This is a genomic window from Bradyrhizobium sp. HKCCYLS2038 (assembly GCF_051167655.1).
Lineage (GTDB): Bacteria > Pseudomonadota > Alphaproteobacteria > Rhizobiales > Xanthobacteraceae > Bradyrhizobium.
On the sequence record NZ_JBNPTM010000017.1, the window covers coordinates 1 to 13680 of the forward strand.

General features: G+C 64.0%; 20 protein-coding genes. 10 read left to right on the plus strand and 10 right to left on the minus strand.

The window, feature by feature from the left end:
- Positions 1–73: 73 nt before the first annotated feature.
- From ACQR1I_RS35490 to ACQR1I_RS35505, 4 genes are read right to left on the minus strand one after another with little or no spacing between them, the layout of a single operon-like run.
- A complete protein-coding gene (locus ACQR1I_RS35490) occupies positions 74–733 on the minus strand; it encodes an ATP-binding protein (RefSeq protein WP_434870904.1) in 660 nt (219 codons plus the stop codon).
- Positions 693–1838: a hypothetical protein gene (locus ACQR1I_RS35495; protein ID WP_434870905.1), complete on the minus strand. Its 1146-nt coding sequence runs from the start codon at positions 1836–1838 to the stop codon at positions 693–695. Before ACQR1I_RS35495 ends, ACQR1I_RS35490 begins: the two co-directional genes overlap by 41 nt.
- Positions 1817–2179, minus strand: coding sequence for a hypothetical protein (locus tag ACQR1I_RS35500; RefSeq protein WP_434870906.1), 363 nt, complete (start codon positions 2177–2179; stop codon positions 1817–1819). Before ACQR1I_RS35500 ends, ACQR1I_RS35495 begins: the two co-directional genes overlap by 22 nt.
- Before the next feature lie 4 nt (positions 2180–2183).
- On the minus strand, positions 2184–2630 hold the full coding sequence (locus ACQR1I_RS35505) for a hypothetical protein (RefSeq protein WP_434870907.1): 447 nt from the start codon (positions 2628–2630) through the stop codon (positions 2184–2186).
- A gap of 421 nt (positions 2631–3051) precedes the next feature.
- On the opposite strand from ACQR1I_RS35505, the gene ACQR1I_RS35510 reads away from it, so the two are divergent.
- Entirely contained in the window at positions 3052–3681 is a 630-nt protein-coding gene (locus ACQR1I_RS35510; RefSeq protein WP_434870908.1) for a hypothetical protein, read from the plus strand.
- A gap of 261 nt (positions 3682–3942) precedes the next feature.
- The gene (locus tag ACQR1I_RS35515) at positions 3943–4167 is read left to right on the plus strand and encodes a hypothetical protein (RefSeq protein ID WP_434870909.1); all 225 of its coding nucleotides are present in this window, start codon (positions 3943–3945) and stop codon (positions 4165–4167) included.
- Between the two features lie 975 nt (positions 4168–5142).
- Here ACQR1I_RS35515 and ACQR1I_RS35520 read toward each other — a convergent pair.
- From ACQR1I_RS35520 to ACQR1I_RS35540, 5 genes are read right to left on the minus strand one after another with little or no spacing between them, the layout of a single operon-like run.
- Positions 5143–5604: a hypothetical protein gene (locus ACQR1I_RS35520; protein WP_434870910.1), complete on the minus strand. Its 462-nt coding sequence runs from the start codon at positions 5602–5604 to the stop codon at positions 5143–5145.
- Between the two features lie 4 nt (positions 5605–5608).
- Entirely contained in the window at positions 5609–6091 is a 483-nt protein-coding gene (locus ACQR1I_RS35525) for a hypothetical protein (RefSeq protein ID WP_434870911.1), read from the minus strand.
- Positions 6091–6489: a hypothetical protein gene (locus tag ACQR1I_RS35530; protein WP_434870912.1), complete on the minus strand. Its 399-nt coding sequence runs from the start codon at positions 6487–6489 to the stop codon at positions 6091–6093. Before ACQR1I_RS35530 ends, ACQR1I_RS35525 begins: the two co-directional genes overlap by 1 nt.
- Entirely contained in the window at positions 6489–6812 is a 324-nt protein-coding gene (locus tag ACQR1I_RS35535) for a hypothetical protein (protein ID WP_434870913.1), read from the minus strand. The genes ACQR1I_RS35530 and ACQR1I_RS35535 overlap by 1 nt, the downstream gene beginning before the upstream one ends.
- Before the next feature lie 21 nt (positions 6813–6833).
- Positions 6834–7097, minus strand: coding sequence for a hypothetical protein (locus ACQR1I_RS35540; RefSeq protein WP_434870914.1), 264 nt, complete (start codon positions 7095–7097; stop codon positions 6834–6836).
- A gap of 148 nt (positions 7098–7245) precedes the next feature.
- Here ACQR1I_RS35540 and ACQR1I_RS35545 point away from each other — a divergent pair, with 148 nt between their 5' ends.
- Positions 7246–7782, plus strand: coding sequence for a hypothetical protein (locus ACQR1I_RS35545; RefSeq protein ID WP_434870915.1), 537 nt, complete (start codon positions 7246–7248; stop codon positions 7780–7782).
- On the opposite strand, the gene ACQR1I_RS35550 is transcribed toward ACQR1I_RS35545, so the two are convergent.
- Positions 7732–8019 (minus strand): hypothetical protein, encoded by a 288-nt coding sequence (locus ACQR1I_RS35550; protein WP_434870916.1) that lies wholly within the window; start codon positions 8017–8019, stop codon positions 7732–7734. The genes ACQR1I_RS35545 and ACQR1I_RS35550 overlap by 51 nt on opposite strands.
- A 155-nt stretch (positions 8020–8174) precedes the next feature.
- Between ACQR1I_RS35550 and ACQR1I_RS35555 the strand changes: the two genes are divergently transcribed.
- The 7 genes from ACQR1I_RS35555 (at position 8175) to ACQR1I_RS35585 (ending at position 13677) form a co-directional block, all read left to right on the plus strand.
- Positions 8175–8414 carry a hypothetical protein gene (locus ACQR1I_RS35555; RefSeq protein WP_434870917.1) on the plus strand — a complete coding sequence of 80 codons (240 nt, stop codon included), beginning with the start codon at positions 8175–8177 and terminating at the stop codon, positions 8412–8414.
- An 87-nt stretch (positions 8415–8501) separates the two neighbouring features.
- On the plus strand, positions 8502–9398 hold the full coding sequence (locus ACQR1I_RS35560; protein ID WP_434870918.1) for a metallophosphoesterase: 897 nt from the start codon (positions 8502–8504) through the stop codon (positions 9396–9398).
- A gap of 403 nt (positions 9399–9801) precedes the next feature.
- Complete coding sequence (locus ACQR1I_RS35565; RefSeq protein WP_434870919.1) at positions 9802–10056, plus strand: hypothetical protein; 255 nt, start codon at positions 9802–9804, stop codon at positions 10054–10056.
- Positions 10057–10700: 644 nt separating this feature from the next.
- Positions 10701–11342 (plus strand): winged helix-turn-helix transcriptional regulator, encoded by a 642-nt coding sequence (locus ACQR1I_RS35570; protein ID WP_434870920.1) that lies wholly within the window; start codon positions 10701–10703, stop codon positions 11340–11342.
- Positions 11339–11845, plus strand: coding sequence for a transcription termination/antitermination protein NusG (gene nusG / locus ACQR1I_RS35575; protein WP_434870921.1), 507 nt, complete (start codon positions 11339–11341; stop codon positions 11843–11845). Before ACQR1I_RS35570 ends, nusG begins: the two co-directional genes overlap by 4 nt.
- 144 nt (positions 11846–11989) lie before the next feature.
- Positions 11990–12652, plus strand: a complete 663-nt coding sequence (locus ACQR1I_RS35580; RefSeq protein WP_434870922.1) for a cytidylyltransferase domain-containing protein — start codon at positions 11990–11992, stop codon at positions 12650–12652.
- Positions 12649–13677: a Gfo/Idh/MocA family protein gene (locus ACQR1I_RS35585; protein WP_434870923.1), complete on the plus strand. Its 1029-nt coding sequence runs from the start codon at positions 12649–12651 to the stop codon at positions 13675–13677. Before ACQR1I_RS35580 ends, ACQR1I_RS35585 begins: the two co-directional genes overlap by 4 nt.
- The last annotated feature ends 3 nt before the right edge of the window (positions 13678–13680 follow it).

A 13680-nucleotide genomic window follows, 5' to 3' on the forward strand; every position in this document is an offset into this window, starting at 1 on the left:
GGCTGCGCTTCATGCTCTGGTCCTCGTTGGGGCCAGAACGAACTTCAAACTGGATTAAGCCCGAGGGGCAAGGTCACCCGGTACCGCGCTGCGCGGCTTTCCCGAAGCGCGACTCGCCATCAGTCAGCGCGCATTGCAGGGCGTCGCCTTCATCGGCCAAGTGAGCATACTCTGGGTTTGACTGAAGACTTGCCAACGCTCCGACACCGTCGTCCGCTACGACGAACTCGAATACACCATCGCGAGAATCGAACACGACGAAGCCGGCCGTCGATGCTTGGGAGTGCTCTAGAACGTTGTCGACGATCTCCCCCATGGCGCTAATCAGGCGGTTGACGGTATCTCTGGGAAATTTCAGCGCGAGCGCCGCCTTGTGAGCGTCCAGCTGGAACGCCGTCCACCTCTTGGGATCCGTCTGTCGCGTGTCGCATCTCATGAACCCGGAGGTGCTGCCGTACGAAGACGTCCATCCCTCGGACTGTCCGGTCGCTGCACGAAGGATCGGAGCGCTTCCGTTCAGCCGCAGCCACGGCGCCGAGACTGGCGAAGGCAAAAGACCCGTCCGCGCCAATTGGATCATCTCGATCAGCGGACCAAGATCACGCTCCGAGTGCTCTCTCACCTGGCCAAGGCGTCCTCGGGCGGCGGCGAAAGCGATGCCGTCCAGCGCGGCGAATGTCAGCTTTTCGGGTTCACACAACTGCGATCGCCGGTGTCGGGGGTCGATCGCCACGCATCGCCCTCTCGATGACGTCGCGGGAGATCTCCCAATTGGTCTCGAACAAGTCGTCCAGCAGATCCTTGGCCCGGGTCGAGTAGGTCCACCATCCGACCGTCTCGCCCTTCACCGCGTGATATCTCTTCATGGTCTTGAGAAACAATGTGGTTTCAAGGAACGTGACGCCGGCGAACGCGGCGCACAGGTCCGGCAGGAGGTTGCTGCCGCCGCGGACGATCAGATGCAGAGGCCTCCCGACCGTCTTTGCTAATTCGCACAGCCAGGCCGCATGTTGCCTGCGGCGGGTCGGTCGGCCCGTGCCCGTGGTGAACTCGAAGCTGATGTGCGTCACCTCCGGATGATGGCCGATGAACTCTGCCCATCGTTCGAAATCCCGGTCGGTCCGGCCGTTGACGTGAAGCGCGGCCGGCAGTCCGGCCTCAAGAAACTCTCCGTGTGCGATCGCGATACGTTTCATCGCGTGCAGGTCGTCCCAGCGCGGACGGTCGACGAAAAGGCTGTAGTTCGGCGTCGTCGCCAGCACCACCCCGCAATCTACGGCGGATTGAATGATTGCCCTTCGGCGCGCCTTTCCGAGCTCCCACCATCTTTCGAGAGGACGATCGCGCTGGATTCCGGTGAGTACGAGCGGCGTGTCGGTCGAGATCTTGTAGTTCGCGCTGAGTTCGGCGCGCGCCCGGTATTTGGGCAGTCCCTCCTTCCGGTCGAACATCCCATACAGCGAGATGCTGGCGAGCGCGGGGGCGAAGTGTCGCTTCCGTTTCGATCCATGAAAGATCTCGGGGACAACAAGAGGGAGCGTCGGGGCAGGCAGCAGGGGAGCCTGCGCCAGATCCAGCTTGAGGCCTCCGACTTCGTGGATGCGGGAGGCATATTCGGGATTGTTCCGGCAAACACGGTCGCATGCGTCGGGGTTGTCACAACACAAGCTCAGGCAGCTCCAGACCGCTGCCTCGATGGAGAGCCCGCCGCAGATCGTCCTTTCGGCGCACCCGGCGCAGCCCATCGACATCTGGTGGATGGTGCGGTCGTGCCGTAGCTTGCGCTCGGCGATTTCGAAACGATCGGGCTTTCCGGCTACTGAAGCTTGGCGAGGCATACGGAGATCTCCACGACGCCAGCGACCTCATGGACCTCGTCCACGATGCCTTGGGCGACGCCGCAGTTCGCCTCGATCGCATCCACTAAAGAAGGCGGCGCATCCTCGCTAAGGGCGATCTCGGTATGCCCATGCGACACAAGGAGGCCGCGCTTCACCTTTTCGATCGTGAACTTGTCGCCCTTCTTCACCGGGGCCCGGCCAAGCAGAACCGCTTCGAAGGCTCTCGACCGGGTCGTAGGTAACCGCGTGAAGAGATCTTGGGTGACGAGGGCTAGTCGCCCTCTGTCCCAACACTTTTCGAATTGCGGAGCCGCTTTCTGGAGGAAGTCCGCGCCCATGAATTCAAACTCCTTCGAAAATAGGCTTGTATCGCTTCGATCTGCCTTGGCTGATCTCCGCAATCAAACCGAGCATAGCTAAGCTCGACAAGCGATTGTTCCAGGCCGTCGGACTTTTGACGGGGTCAGTGGCGGCGAAATCCCGCATCAGTTCGCCGGCGTCGGTCTCGCGACGCTCCTGCACCAGGTCGAACGTCAAACGTTGCTTCAGGTCGAGTTCTCCGATGGGGGCGGCTTCGACGACCTCGTCGTCCCGGACCACGCAGGACATCAGCACTCCGCCCCGCCGGGTGAGCAGGTCTTCGAGTTCTTCGCGGACGTCGGCGTTCACGTTGGCGGCCACCGGATAGAAGTTAGATCGCCTGCTCCTGACCATGTCCCGAAAGGCCAACACGCTTTCGCGCAGGAAGCTGGACGTCGCCACCTTGACCCACTCGAAGTTCAACAGCACCGGGGTGACGGTGCGCGCGTGAGCAGGGGCCTCGGCTAAATATAGCGCGGCATCGGCAACGGCACTGCAGGATAGCTCGAACGGCGATGTCAGCAGAGTTATTCTAGTGGAGACGCGATCGGGAGGACATTCGGGAAGTCTAACCTGGGCAGGTTAACGGGCGTTAACTGTTTCCATAGTCAGCAATCGCTATCCATTGATGGCCTGCACGTTTCATACTATGTAGTTGCAGTCTCTCCGATGCTCTTGTCGGCGAGTGGACCCTCCACTTTCGGGGTGCCTGTTCCGCGTTCGCGCGGGTCTGTCAGTTTCATTCCGCGTTCGCGCGGTTTCTTGGGATTTCGCCCGAGAGCAGACGTTGCCGTGATTGTTTCGCGGCGGCTAGGTCACCTATTTTCAAACCGAAACATGGAGGTCCAGAGTGATCACCTTTTCAATGGACAAGTCTGTGCGCGACAGCATCGTCGCCGCGCTGCGCTTTCATCACGACGATCCCCGACTTTTTGGCCGCCTGACCGGCGCAATCAGGCGCGAGGAGATGCCGAGCTGGCTTGCGATCCTCTGCGAGGTCTCTCCGGCTGAGAGAGACGGGACTTATCGCTTTGCCATAACCGACGCCGGCGGCGCACTGGTCTGGCGGGCTTACGCAATCGCCGAGATCACGGCAGGCCGCGGTAGGCTCGCTACGCTCAGAGCCCATTCGACGTCGCTTGGAATAAAGAGCTTCGAGCCGGCTTTCGACTACATTTGCCGTCAGATGCAAGGCCGCGGCGTGCGCCCCTGCCGCGACGGCAGGCACAACTGCTGGTCGGATGTCACTGACTGGGTGGTGAACGACGGCGCGGCAGAAGAACCGCGCAAGCGGTGGGCCCGCTCAACATGGGGGCGTCGGGCACGTGCGCACGAAGCCTATATTGCGGCCGGACTGGCCAATGGCGGCACCAACGTCTGGCGACCGGAGGCGACGCTCCTGTTCGTGACGCCGCGTGCCGAGCCCACCCCTAAGACGCTTTCGCCTGCGGACGATGCGTTCTTGGCCAGCTTGGCCTAGCAGCCGCCCCACAACGAGCCGGAAAATGAGGTGCCAAGCGGCCAATCATGCGGCCCTTGGCGAACTCTGACACTGCCAACTACATCCGGGACATCGCATTTCGCGACGGTCGCCACTTAGACGATCTGAACGGTCCGCGACTGCTCCGATTCTTGACGCGGCAGAGAGCCCGAATAGCGGCGGTCGGTATTGGATGAAGCCTAACGCCAGCCGCCTTGTCTAAGATCACGTCAGGTATTCAATCAAAGCGAGGAACGTGGAATGAGGACTAGCATTAGGACGGCAACCGATGGCGACGTCATCGTGATGAGCAATGGCGAAAAAACCGTCTACAGCTTCGATAGAGGTGTCGTCATCGCCAACGGCCATCCGCTCTGCGACGACGTCGGCCTAGTCCAGCGCATTGGCAACTCCGCCGCGCTCCTGGACTACGTCCGCAGTTTGCACCGGCGCTACCGTCGGCGTGAGCGCGAGCGCGCATACTGACCGGCGCGGCGACGTGAAACCGCATGTATCGAGAGTTCTAAAGGCTTGCTGTCTGCGGATGGGATGGCGTTCCACGGCCTAAAGCTCGCCGTCAACGACGCAACCGACAGGTGAGCCCTCGAACTAGCCGCCCGCATTGTCGCCGAGGGGCGAAGCGCTAGCCGGCGAACCGCTGGCAGTCTGCGTCGTCCCGGCGCGCGGCCGGCAAGGGGCGCCACGACCTGATCTCGACCTTCGCGCTGCGCACCGGGCCGTCATCCATGAAAAGGGGATGGTCAACCACGGCGACTGCTAACGATGCCAAGGCGCTGGATCGCTTCGTCCAGCCGCGGCGGCGCCGGCGGCACCGAGTGACCGTGCCAAGATGCCATCATTGTATGGTACAGGTATATGACAGGATAGGCGTTCTGTCATATGAGCGTATCGCCAGCGACACAGCCAATCTGCCATCATTGATACGAAGATAGGGTGTCGGGGGTGCCGACGCCCTATTTTTGTATCAGACGCCCGGGCGCCTCCGGCCGCCGGATGCCTGCTCGCGCCCAGCGGAAGGTCGTCGATCGCGCTGCGCGGAGATGCATCTTATGGGTAGCTAAAGTCAGTTAGCTTCCCTCTATCGCACGGTAACATGCCGCTTGATCCTGAAATCGGCCCCGCAGCGCGACACGACATCGTAGGCGGATTTTCGGCGACACCCCCCGTTACTTCTCCGGAAGTGTGACGGGTTACTCCGAAATCGCGCGTCACACGTGCGCCGTCACGCGTGACGCGCTTTCGTTGGCGGCAAGCCACGCAAGACCGTGCTCGGTCACCCGCCAGTCAGCCTCGAACCACCGGTCGGCCCGCTCTGGCAGTGTTCCTACGCGCTCGATGAAGCAGGCCTCTCGCAGCGGATCGATCGGCCTAGCCGTCAGCCTGGTCGCCTCGGCGCCGGGGTGCTGCGTCAGCGTGAACCTCGACCAGTCGCGGCCGCTCTCATGCAGCACCGCGCCGTCGGCCAATGGCGGCCAGTAGGCGCCGAGGACCTGGCGTCAGACGGTGCGTCGGCGGCGCCGGCTGGTAGACGGGCTCGGGCTTGCGCAGGGGCGCGCCGGGGAGATCGTGTCCGGTGATCTCCTTCCAGAATGCCAGTGGCCGGTATGCGTCGACGCCGTCGGGCAGCGGCTGCCAGTGCGTGATGGTCAGGCCCGCCGCACCGAGGACCGGGATCTCCTTCTCGCTCGGGATCCACCAATCGCTGCTGGAGTATCTTCCGCCACGGGCGACGTAGCAGCTGTAGTTGAAGACGCCGTTGACCGCCGCGACGTAGACGTACCTCCGGTCGTATCGGTAGTCCGACAGTGGCTGCCAGCCATCGCCGAGGAGCAGTTGAAGCATCACGTTGTCGCCGTGCTGTTCCAGGCGCGCCCGTTGCTTGTCGTCCAGATCGAGACGCATGGCGTCACCTCAGGAACGGAATCGAATCCGGCGGTAGGTCTCGATCCGGCTTCTCGCCGGGCTTTGCCGGCCGCGTCCGCCAGCAGCCGTCGCTGTCCCTGTACGCCTTCACAAAGTTCGGCGCCGGCGCCAGAGCGGCGGGCGGGTCGGCCCTGCGCGTCGGCACCGGGTTGCGCCATGTCGCCTGCCTCGCGGCAGCGGCGGCGTCCGGAGGCGCCACCGGCCGCGGCGGCAGCCGCAGGCGTGCGATCATCTCCGGCGTGGGCTTGGGAACCCGCGGGATATCGGCGGGAGGTGGCTTGAGGGGCCGGCTGATCTGGCGCGCCGGCGCGCGCGGCAGCGGCTGGATCGGCGCCGTCAGGATCCGGCGGCCGTCCTCGTCGTACTCGGCCTCGATGGTGGCGGGGGTGGGCTCCGGCGTCGTCGCCGGCGAGGCCTGGATCGCCGGCTTGATGACTGGCCTGAGGCGGGGAAGCGGTCCGACCATCACATGTACTCCGGCTTGAAGTGGGCTAGGATCGCCGCGCGGTCGGCCGGCATCATGCCGACGGTGCCGACATCGATGAGGTCGTAGAAAACCTTGGCCTCGTCGCGCTGCTCGAGGCGCTGCTCGACGGCGGCCTCGAGCTCGGCGAGGTCACGCTCTGCCCGCAGGAGCGCGTCCTGTGCGACGCGCAGCGCGGTAATGGCCCGCCCTCTGCGGTTGCGCGCCTCGCGCACGATGTCCTGCTCCATGAAGGTGACCTCGGACGCGTCGGCCTCGCGGACGTGGCGCTCGATGTCGCCGTCCTGGATCAGGGCGACGTGCTCAAACTTGCGGCGCCAGCCGCGGCGGCCGAAGGCGCGCGCCGCGTGCTTCCGGATGAACTGCAGGGTCTCGCTCATCACGCGCACCACGCGTCCGGAGCCGACTTGCACGTGACGCAGAGCCTGTTGTGGATGTGCTCTGAGAGGAAGGGATTCCGGCAGCACATGCAGGCGCGCACCTTGGCGCCGTTGCGGCGGCCTGCTCCGATCCTGCTCGCCTGGGTCATCACCGCGCTGACGGTGCGGCCGAGCTTGCGGGCCAGGGCCTTCAGCTTATCCGGCTGGCTGTCGTACTCCATGACCAGGATCTGATTGTGCTCGTGGCTCCATGGCCCCAGCACGACGTATTCTGCGGCGACGGGGACGAGGGCTTCGAAGTCCAACTCCATCTGCATCTGCATCTTTCGTATCCCTGTTCTAGGTCAACGCTTCACCTTCACCTGCAACATGCGCCCCAGCCGGCGCAACTTCGCGCCGTTGGAGATCAGCACACCACGCTCCCTGTCGATCAGATCGACGATATCCGGAACGATGTGCTCGAAAGCCCACCGGCCCGACAAGTAGTTGTAGAGCGTGTTCCGGGAGACCCCGAGACCGGCCGCCAGGCGCTGACGCCAGCCGACGTCGCCGTACAAGCTGCGGCCGACGTGAGAGAGCAGTGCGGGGCCTTGCGGAAGGGGCTTCACCGGGGGCGTTCTCCGATCTCAGTATGAGATTGTGCGTACATGTCACGATGACATTTATTGTCATTCTCGCGGCCAATGTCAATCCTTGGGGCTTCCCTCTTGCAAGCGGCGGGACGACACTCGCCGCGTTCAACGGGAGGTCCACACCATGCTGAAGGCCATCTTCTCCGCGCTCTCGCGCCTGCTGACCGCGTTCAGAACTATCGTCGCCGCGCCGTTCCAGGCGCTCGGGGGCCTGCTCGGCCGGGCCGGTCCGGCGCCCCTGGGGGACTCGCCGGAGGTCGCCGAGCTCAAGCATCACGTCCGCCAGGTCGACCGCACCGGAGAGATCGCAGAGGCCGCCGAGGCGATGGCGCGCATCGTCTCCATGTGGGCGATGGACTCCGTCGTCGCCGACGCGCCGGCGCCGGCGCCACGCCCGCCGCAGGTAAGCAGGGCCGTGGCGGACTGGTTACCGGGCCTGTCGCGGGATGAAGTCGTGCTGCTGGTCGGCGCCGAGAAGAGCGCGATTTCCTCGCATATTGCAGGGAAAACGCGCATCGCCGGCGTCCGCCCCGTGCAGAGGCTGACGCCGGCGGTGTGGCCGCCGATGATGCTCCGGCCGATGTCGCCGGCGACGGAGCCGAGGCCGATCCTACCGGGCCCGCGTCGACGTCACTGCACGGAACGAGTCGCGCATGCGTGAGAGCTCCGCCTCAGCTTCGGCCGCGCGGCGCTGGTAGTGGACGCGCAGCAGGTGCTCGCAGGTCAGGCCCTCGACCAGCTGCTCGCGCTCCCAGGCGGCCCATTCGGCTTCGCGCTGCGCGATGGCATTGCAGACGCCGGCGACGAGAGAGCCGGCGATCGTTGCCGTGCCCGCAATCGCGCCGGCGCCGAATGAACCGGCATCGAAGTTGGTATGACTGCCACCGTAGATCGTCATGATTTGACTCCGTTTTTCAGAACAAGGACTCGGGGGTGACGTTTTTTGTCATCTTGGGCTTGTGTATATCGCACGAGAATGTCATACTAAATTAATAGGATCGCTCGAATTGCCCGGATTCGACGGTTTTTTTCACAGATGACGGGAGAGTGCAGATGACCGACCAGGCAGACTCGAATTCGATCGCAGCCAGCGCCCACGCGCAGGTGGACCTCAGCGTGGTGACGATCGGCGCGATCAAGAAGGCGAGGGCGCTGCTGCTCGACATCCAGACGGCCGGAGCATCGATCCACCTCACCAATGCCGTCTCCGCCATCAAGTCGGCGGTCCAGTATCTCGAGATCCACTTCAAGGAGCCCGAAGCCAAGGTCGAGGACGCGGCGTTCGGATCGTAGTCGAGACCGACCACTACATCGACCTTTCAATCCCCGACGACGCTTTCACGACCGACTCCAAGGCCTGACAGAACAAGGACTCGCGTGATGCAGCGCGTCGCCATTATCTCCGACCCGCACGTCGACATCGAGCGTAACGCGTGGGACAATCCGCCGCGCATCGATGCCGACGTGCTGGTCGTCTCTGGCGACGTCGCTGCGCCGCTCGTCGTCGGGATGCGGTGGGTGGTCGACAACCTCTGCGCCGGCGTCCAAAGGGTGGTCTACGTCCCCGGGAACCACTGCTTCTACCGTGGTCGCGCCTCCGACGGAGAGGACCGCACCTACTACCAGGACCAGATGGTTCGGGGGCGCGAGGTCGCTCGCAGCCTTGGCATTGACCTGCTCCAGAACGACGCCATAGAGATCGACGGCGTCCGCTACCTGGGCGGCACGCTGTGGTCGGACCTCAGCGTGCTGCCTCGCGGATGGACCGTCCAGGAGGCGATGTTCTACTCGCAACGCGGCTACCTGCCGGACCACGATCTCTATGGGTCGATGTCCAGGGACTACCACAACGATTTCCGGCAAATCAGCTACGGCGGCCCCGGCCACCGGAACAGGTTCACGCCGTCGCAGATGCTAGCGCTGCATCGCGAGTCCTTCGCGTTCTTCAAGCGCGCGCTCTCGACGCCGTTCGACGGGCCGACCGTCTGCATCTCGCACGTGGGGCCGGCATCGTCCGTAGAGCCCGGCATGCACAGCTGGCTCTATGGCTGTACCGACATCGAGTCCTTGATGAAGGACTACCAGACGGCGCCGGAATTCTGGATCCACGGGCACGTCCACAAGAGCCGCGACTACGAGATCGGCGCTACGCGCGTCATCTGCAACCCGCGCGGATACCCGGACCCGAAGGCGCCATCAGGCCGCGAGAATCCGGACTTCGCCCCGACGCTGACGATCGAAGTCGATCCGGATCTCGCCCAGTCGATGAGCATCTGACATGAGCATGATCGCCTGTCTGCGGATGGCGCTCTGTTGGGCGGACCGAGACGACAGGGTCGTCATCGACCAGAGCGCATGTCGGCCGGCTTTCGGATGAGCGGCAACGCCAGGGTCGCATCGCCGACGACTATGACCTGTTCGCTGAAACGTGGCGAAACTCTTCATAGCTTGGTTTGCCGCGGCCCATTGAGCTATTTCGGCGAGACAAGCTGCCGATCAGGGTTCCGGAGCGCATCCAGGCTTGGGCTGTCGGACCTTACGGCATGTCGACGCTGCCGCTGCGCTTGCTCACGAGGACCATCTTGAGAACGAAATGGGACTGCCTAAGCCATGATCCATGTGAAGGCTCGCTGGAGCGACGAGCAACGTAGGATCCTGCGAGACAACGCTGTAATGGGCAGTGCTCGAGGGCAGGACTCCCGACGCGGTCACCCGATTAGCCCGGCAGCATTGCATCCACCTCGGAGCGCTGCCGACGCGCCGCCTCGAAAAGCGCTACCTCCTGGGCCGAATCGGCCCGGCTCTCGAGCGCGAGTTCGGCACCGACCTCACTCGCTTCTTCTTCGTAACCCGCGATCTAGCGCCAGGCGGCTACTACAGCTTCGGCAGCGTCCGGCGCAACGCCGTCCCGATCGAGTGGGACGTCGGCATCTGATCGCCGTCCGCAACCTGTTTGGTCCACATATCTCGTCGCTCGGGGGCGAACCTCGCCGGCCGCCTCGAGAAGGCTGGCTGGAAGGTGGGCGACGGCACCAACTGGACGCGGGCTGGAACCTTAGTGCCTGCCATCCGCGTCAAGCAAAGAAGACGGCGAACAAATGAGCTCGATCGCCCCGGTTGTCGCCTATGCGGCCCGGCCCGGCCTACGTCTTGAGCGATGGCAGGGAGCCGACAGTAAGACGGCCTTCCTACGCCCGGGAGTACACACAGCGCGGTCGTCACGGTACGCTGCTAGTCGCCGCAGCGCTCGGCCGCGCGGTCGCCGGCCTGTTAGCGTAAATTGATTCTGGCTGCGAAAATTAGATTATACGGTATTCAGTGCTGGTCCGCGCGTCGCCCATTCCACGTGAACGGATGGAAACCGACCCCTTTTCAAAAGTCGGTCATCGTGGCCCCAATTGGACGTGCGGGCTGGCCGTTTGCCGGGCGATGATGCAAATCCATCGAAATGAAGGTCTACTCTGCTGGTCGAGGGGCGAGGTGTCAATTCTAAGCTTAAGCTGTTCATGGGCGAACGGAAGGATTGACGTTCATGCTGTGAACGCGATATGAGCTGACGGCGGTCCGTATAGAGTCCCGATGAACCAGCTCCTCCACTCAGATCATGATAATGAGCACATCGTTCTTGGCCTCCTGAACTCGGTCGAGCACGACGGAAGACGGTCACAGCGCCACATTGCTGCGGAGCTCGGGATCGCGCTAGGGCTGGTTAATGCCTACCTGAAGCGTTGCGTTAAGAAAGGGTTGGTTAAGGTTCACGACGCGCCAGCGCGCCGTTACGCCTATTACCTCACGCCGCAGGGCTTCGCCGAGAAATCCCGGCTGACCGTCCAGTATCTCTCCGACTCCTTCTCCTTCTTTCGTATGGCCAAGAGCGACTGTGCCCGGGCCTTTGAGACAGCAAAGGCGCGTGGCTTCAACCGGTTGGTGCTGGCCGGTAAGTCGGACCTAGCGGAAATCGCGATTCTTTGTGCCGTTGAGGCGGCCATAACCGTGGTTGCGGTGGTCGATCCGCGCGCCGAGGGGGTGCGCTTCCTCGGCGTCGAGGTCTTCAGGTCGTTCCACGAGATCACAGTCGCTTTCGATGCGGTGATCGTGACCGACGTCATCCGGGCGCGGGCATCCTACAACGCTGCCGTGGTGGCGTGCGGGGAAGCGCGCGTGTTGTCGCCCGCGCTGTTGGGCCTGCGTTCCTCGACCAAAACGGAGGGCATGGCATGAGCGATGGCCGGTGGTACGTTGTTCATACTCAGGTTAATGGCGAGGCCAGGGCCGCCACGAACCTCGTGCGCCAGGGGTTCGAGGTCTATCTGCCGCGCTATTTGAAGTGCCGGCGTCACGCCCGAAAGTCCGAGCTCACCGCGCGGCCGCTGTTTCCGCGCTACATGTTCGTGGCGATCGATACGACGGTGCAGCGCTGGCGGTCGATCCAGTCGACCTTCGGGGTCACGCAGCTCGTGAGCCATGGCGACGCGCCGGCGGCCGTTCCGCGGGGGGTCGTGGAGGCCCTGAAGGCGCGCGAGGACGACAAGGGGTTCATCCGCTTCGATGCCCGGCCGACTTTTGCGGCCGGCGACAAGGTCCGGGTGCTGGCCGGCGCCTTCATGGACAGCGCCGGTCTGTTCAATGGTCTGGCGGATCACGACCGGGTCTCGATCCTGCTCGATCTGCTCGGCCGCAAGGTTCGCGTGCTGCTCGACGCAGACCTAATAGCCGCCGCCTGAACGGCGGTATTTATCCGCGCGCCCGGTGGCGGGCGCGTTCTGCCTCTGCCCGTTGTGGGCGCCCGTGTGACGGTCGAGTCACCCGGAATGCGGTAGCATGGCTGTTTGGCAACTCCATCGAACCCTACAGGGCCGTCTCGTCTCGTGACCTACCGCATCTTCATCCAGGCGCGGATGAGCTCGAACCGCCTGCCGGGCAAAATGCTGGCCCCGTTCCGAGGGCGGCCGCTCGTCGCGCAGGTGCTCGGCCGTTTCCGAGAGAGCGGGCTGCTGTCGCGCCTCGTGCTGCTGACCAGCGTCGATCCGACTGACGATCCTCTCGCCGACTACGTCGCGGCCCGCTGCGGCGTCGCCGTCGTCCGAGGCGAACTGGACAACGTCGTCGCACGCTTCCAAGCGGCGATCGTCGCGCATCCCTGCGAGTGGTTCGTGCGGATCTCGGGTGATAGCCCGTACATCGATCCCTCGCTCGTCGAGGCCGTGGCAAGCTGGCGCGACGGTGGCCACGACGTGATCTCCAATGTCGTGCAGCGCACGTTCCCGGCGGGGCAGAGCGTCGAATGCGTTCGCAGCAGCGTGTTCTGCACGCTCGACCCGGAAACGCTGACCGCGGACCAGCGGGAGCACGTCACAAAAGTCTTCTACGACCGGCCCGCCGACTGGCGCATGCGAAGCGTAGTCTGCAGCGACGCCCGCTGGATGGGGGAGCGCATGGTGGTTGACACTCTGGAGGACCTGCGGCGCCTCGAGGACGGTGCCGAGCTGCCGCCGTCCTTCGGCGCACTTGCGGTCGCCGAGGCCGCATGACCGGGCCTCTTGGCATTGCGGTGGTGGGGCTAGGGATCGGCGAGCACCACGCGCGCATGTATGCCTCCTTGCCGTCTTGCCACATAAAGCTTCTCGTCGATCTCGACGCCGGGCGCGCGAGCAGGCTTGCGCGCGAGTTCCCCGACGCCGGCGTCACGACGGATTTCCACGCGGCGCTCGAGCGGAACGACATCGACGTCATCTCGATCGCATCGTTCGATGAGGCGCATTTCGGCCAGGTCGTGGGCGCGCTGGCGGCCGGCAAGCATGTCTTTGTCGAGAAGCCGCTGTGCCGGACGGCCGATGAGCTGGCCCGGATCCGGGGCATCCTGGAGGCGCGGCCGGAATTGCATCTCGCTAGCAACCTGTTGCTGCGTGGCGCCGACTTGTACCGCTGGCTGCGCGATGAGATTGCCAGCGGCGCCTTCGGCGAGATATTCGCTTTCGACGGCGACTATCTCTACGGCCGCTTGCACAAGATTACCGACGGCTGGCGCGGCCAGAGCGAGAACTATTCGGTGATGCTCGGCGGCGGCATCCACATGATCGACCTCATGCTCTGGCTGACGCGCCAACGTCCGATTTCGGTGCACGCGGTGGGCACCCGGATCAGCACTCGCGGAACCGGTTTCCGCTCCGACGACTACACCGCCGCTACCATGACCTTCGCCTCGGGTATGGTCGGGCGCATCACCGCAAATTTCGGCTGTGTTCATCGGCACCAGCATGTTGTCAGGATCTTCGGCACCCGCAGGACATTCGTTCTCGACGAATGCGGGGCGCGCCTGATGACCGCGCGCGACCCGGTCGAGCCCGGCGCGGCGACGTCGCCGGTCGAGGCGATCGCGCTTCGAACCAAGCCCGACCACAAGGGGATACTGATTCCAGCCTTCATCGATGGCATCACGCGGAGAACGTCGCCGCGGACCGCCGACCTCGAAGCCACTCTTGCGGCCATCACGGTAGCCGTCGCTTGCGATGACTCCGTCGCCCGATCCATGCCAGTAGAAATCACCTATCAATGAGTG

Excerpts from the sequence above, each read along its gene's own strand:
- ACQR1I_RS35495 (WP_434870905.1), bottom strand. The coding sequence starts at position 1,838 with ATGCCTCGCCAAGCTTCAGTAGCCGGAAAGCCCGATCGTTTCGAAATC.
- ACQR1I_RS35500 (WP_434870906.1), bottom strand. The coding sequence starts at position 2,179 with ATGGGCGCGGACTTCCTCCAGAAAGCGGCTCCGCAATTCGAAAAGTGT.
- ACQR1I_RS35515 (WP_434870909.1), top strand. The coding sequence starts at position 3,943 with ATGAGGACTAGCATTAGGACGGCAACCGATGGCGACGTCATCGTGATG.
- ACQR1I_RS35520 (WP_434870910.1), bottom strand. The coding sequence starts at position 5,604 with ATGCGTCTCGATCTGGACGACAAGCAACGGGCGCGCCTGGAACAGCAC.
- ACQR1I_RS35525 (WP_434870911.1), bottom strand. The coding sequence starts at position 6,091 with ATGGTCGGACCGCTTCCCCGCCTCAGGCCAGTCATCAAGCCGGCGATC.
- ACQR1I_RS35530 (WP_434870912.1), bottom strand. The coding sequence starts at position 6,489 with ATGAGCGAGACCCTGCAGTTCATCCGGAAGCACGCGGCGCGCGCCTTC.
- ACQR1I_RS35535 (WP_434870913.1), bottom strand. The coding sequence starts at position 6,812 with ATGCAGATGCAGATGGAGTTGGACTTCGAAGCCCTCGTCCCCGTCGCC.
- ACQR1I_RS35545 (WP_434870915.1), top strand. The coding sequence starts at position 7,246 with ATGCTGAAGGCCATCTTCTCCGCGCTCTCGCGCCTGCTGACCGCGTTC.
- ACQR1I_RS35550 (WP_434870916.1), bottom strand. The coding sequence starts at position 8,019 with ATGACGATCTACGGTGGCAGTCATACCAACTTCGATGCCGGTTCATTC.
- ACQR1I_RS35555 (WP_434870917.1), top strand. The coding sequence starts at position 8,175 with ATGACCGACCAGGCAGACTCGAATTCGATCGCAGCCAGCGCCCACGCG.
- ACQR1I_RS35560 (WP_434870918.1), top strand. The coding sequence starts at position 8,502 with ATGCAGCGCGTCGCCATTATCTCCGACCCGCACGTCGACATCGAGCGT.
- ACQR1I_RS35570 (WP_434870920.1), top strand. The coding sequence starts at position 10,701 with ATGAACCAGCTCCTCCACTCAGATCATGATAATGAGCACATCGTTCTT.
- nusG (WP_434870921.1), top strand. The coding sequence starts at position 11,339 with ATGAGCGATGGCCGGTGGTACGTTGTTCATACTCAGGTTAATGGCGAG.
- ACQR1I_RS35585 (WP_434870923.1), top strand. The coding sequence starts at position 12,649 with ATGACCGGGCCTCTTGGCATTGCGGTGGTGGGGCTAGGGATCGGCGAG.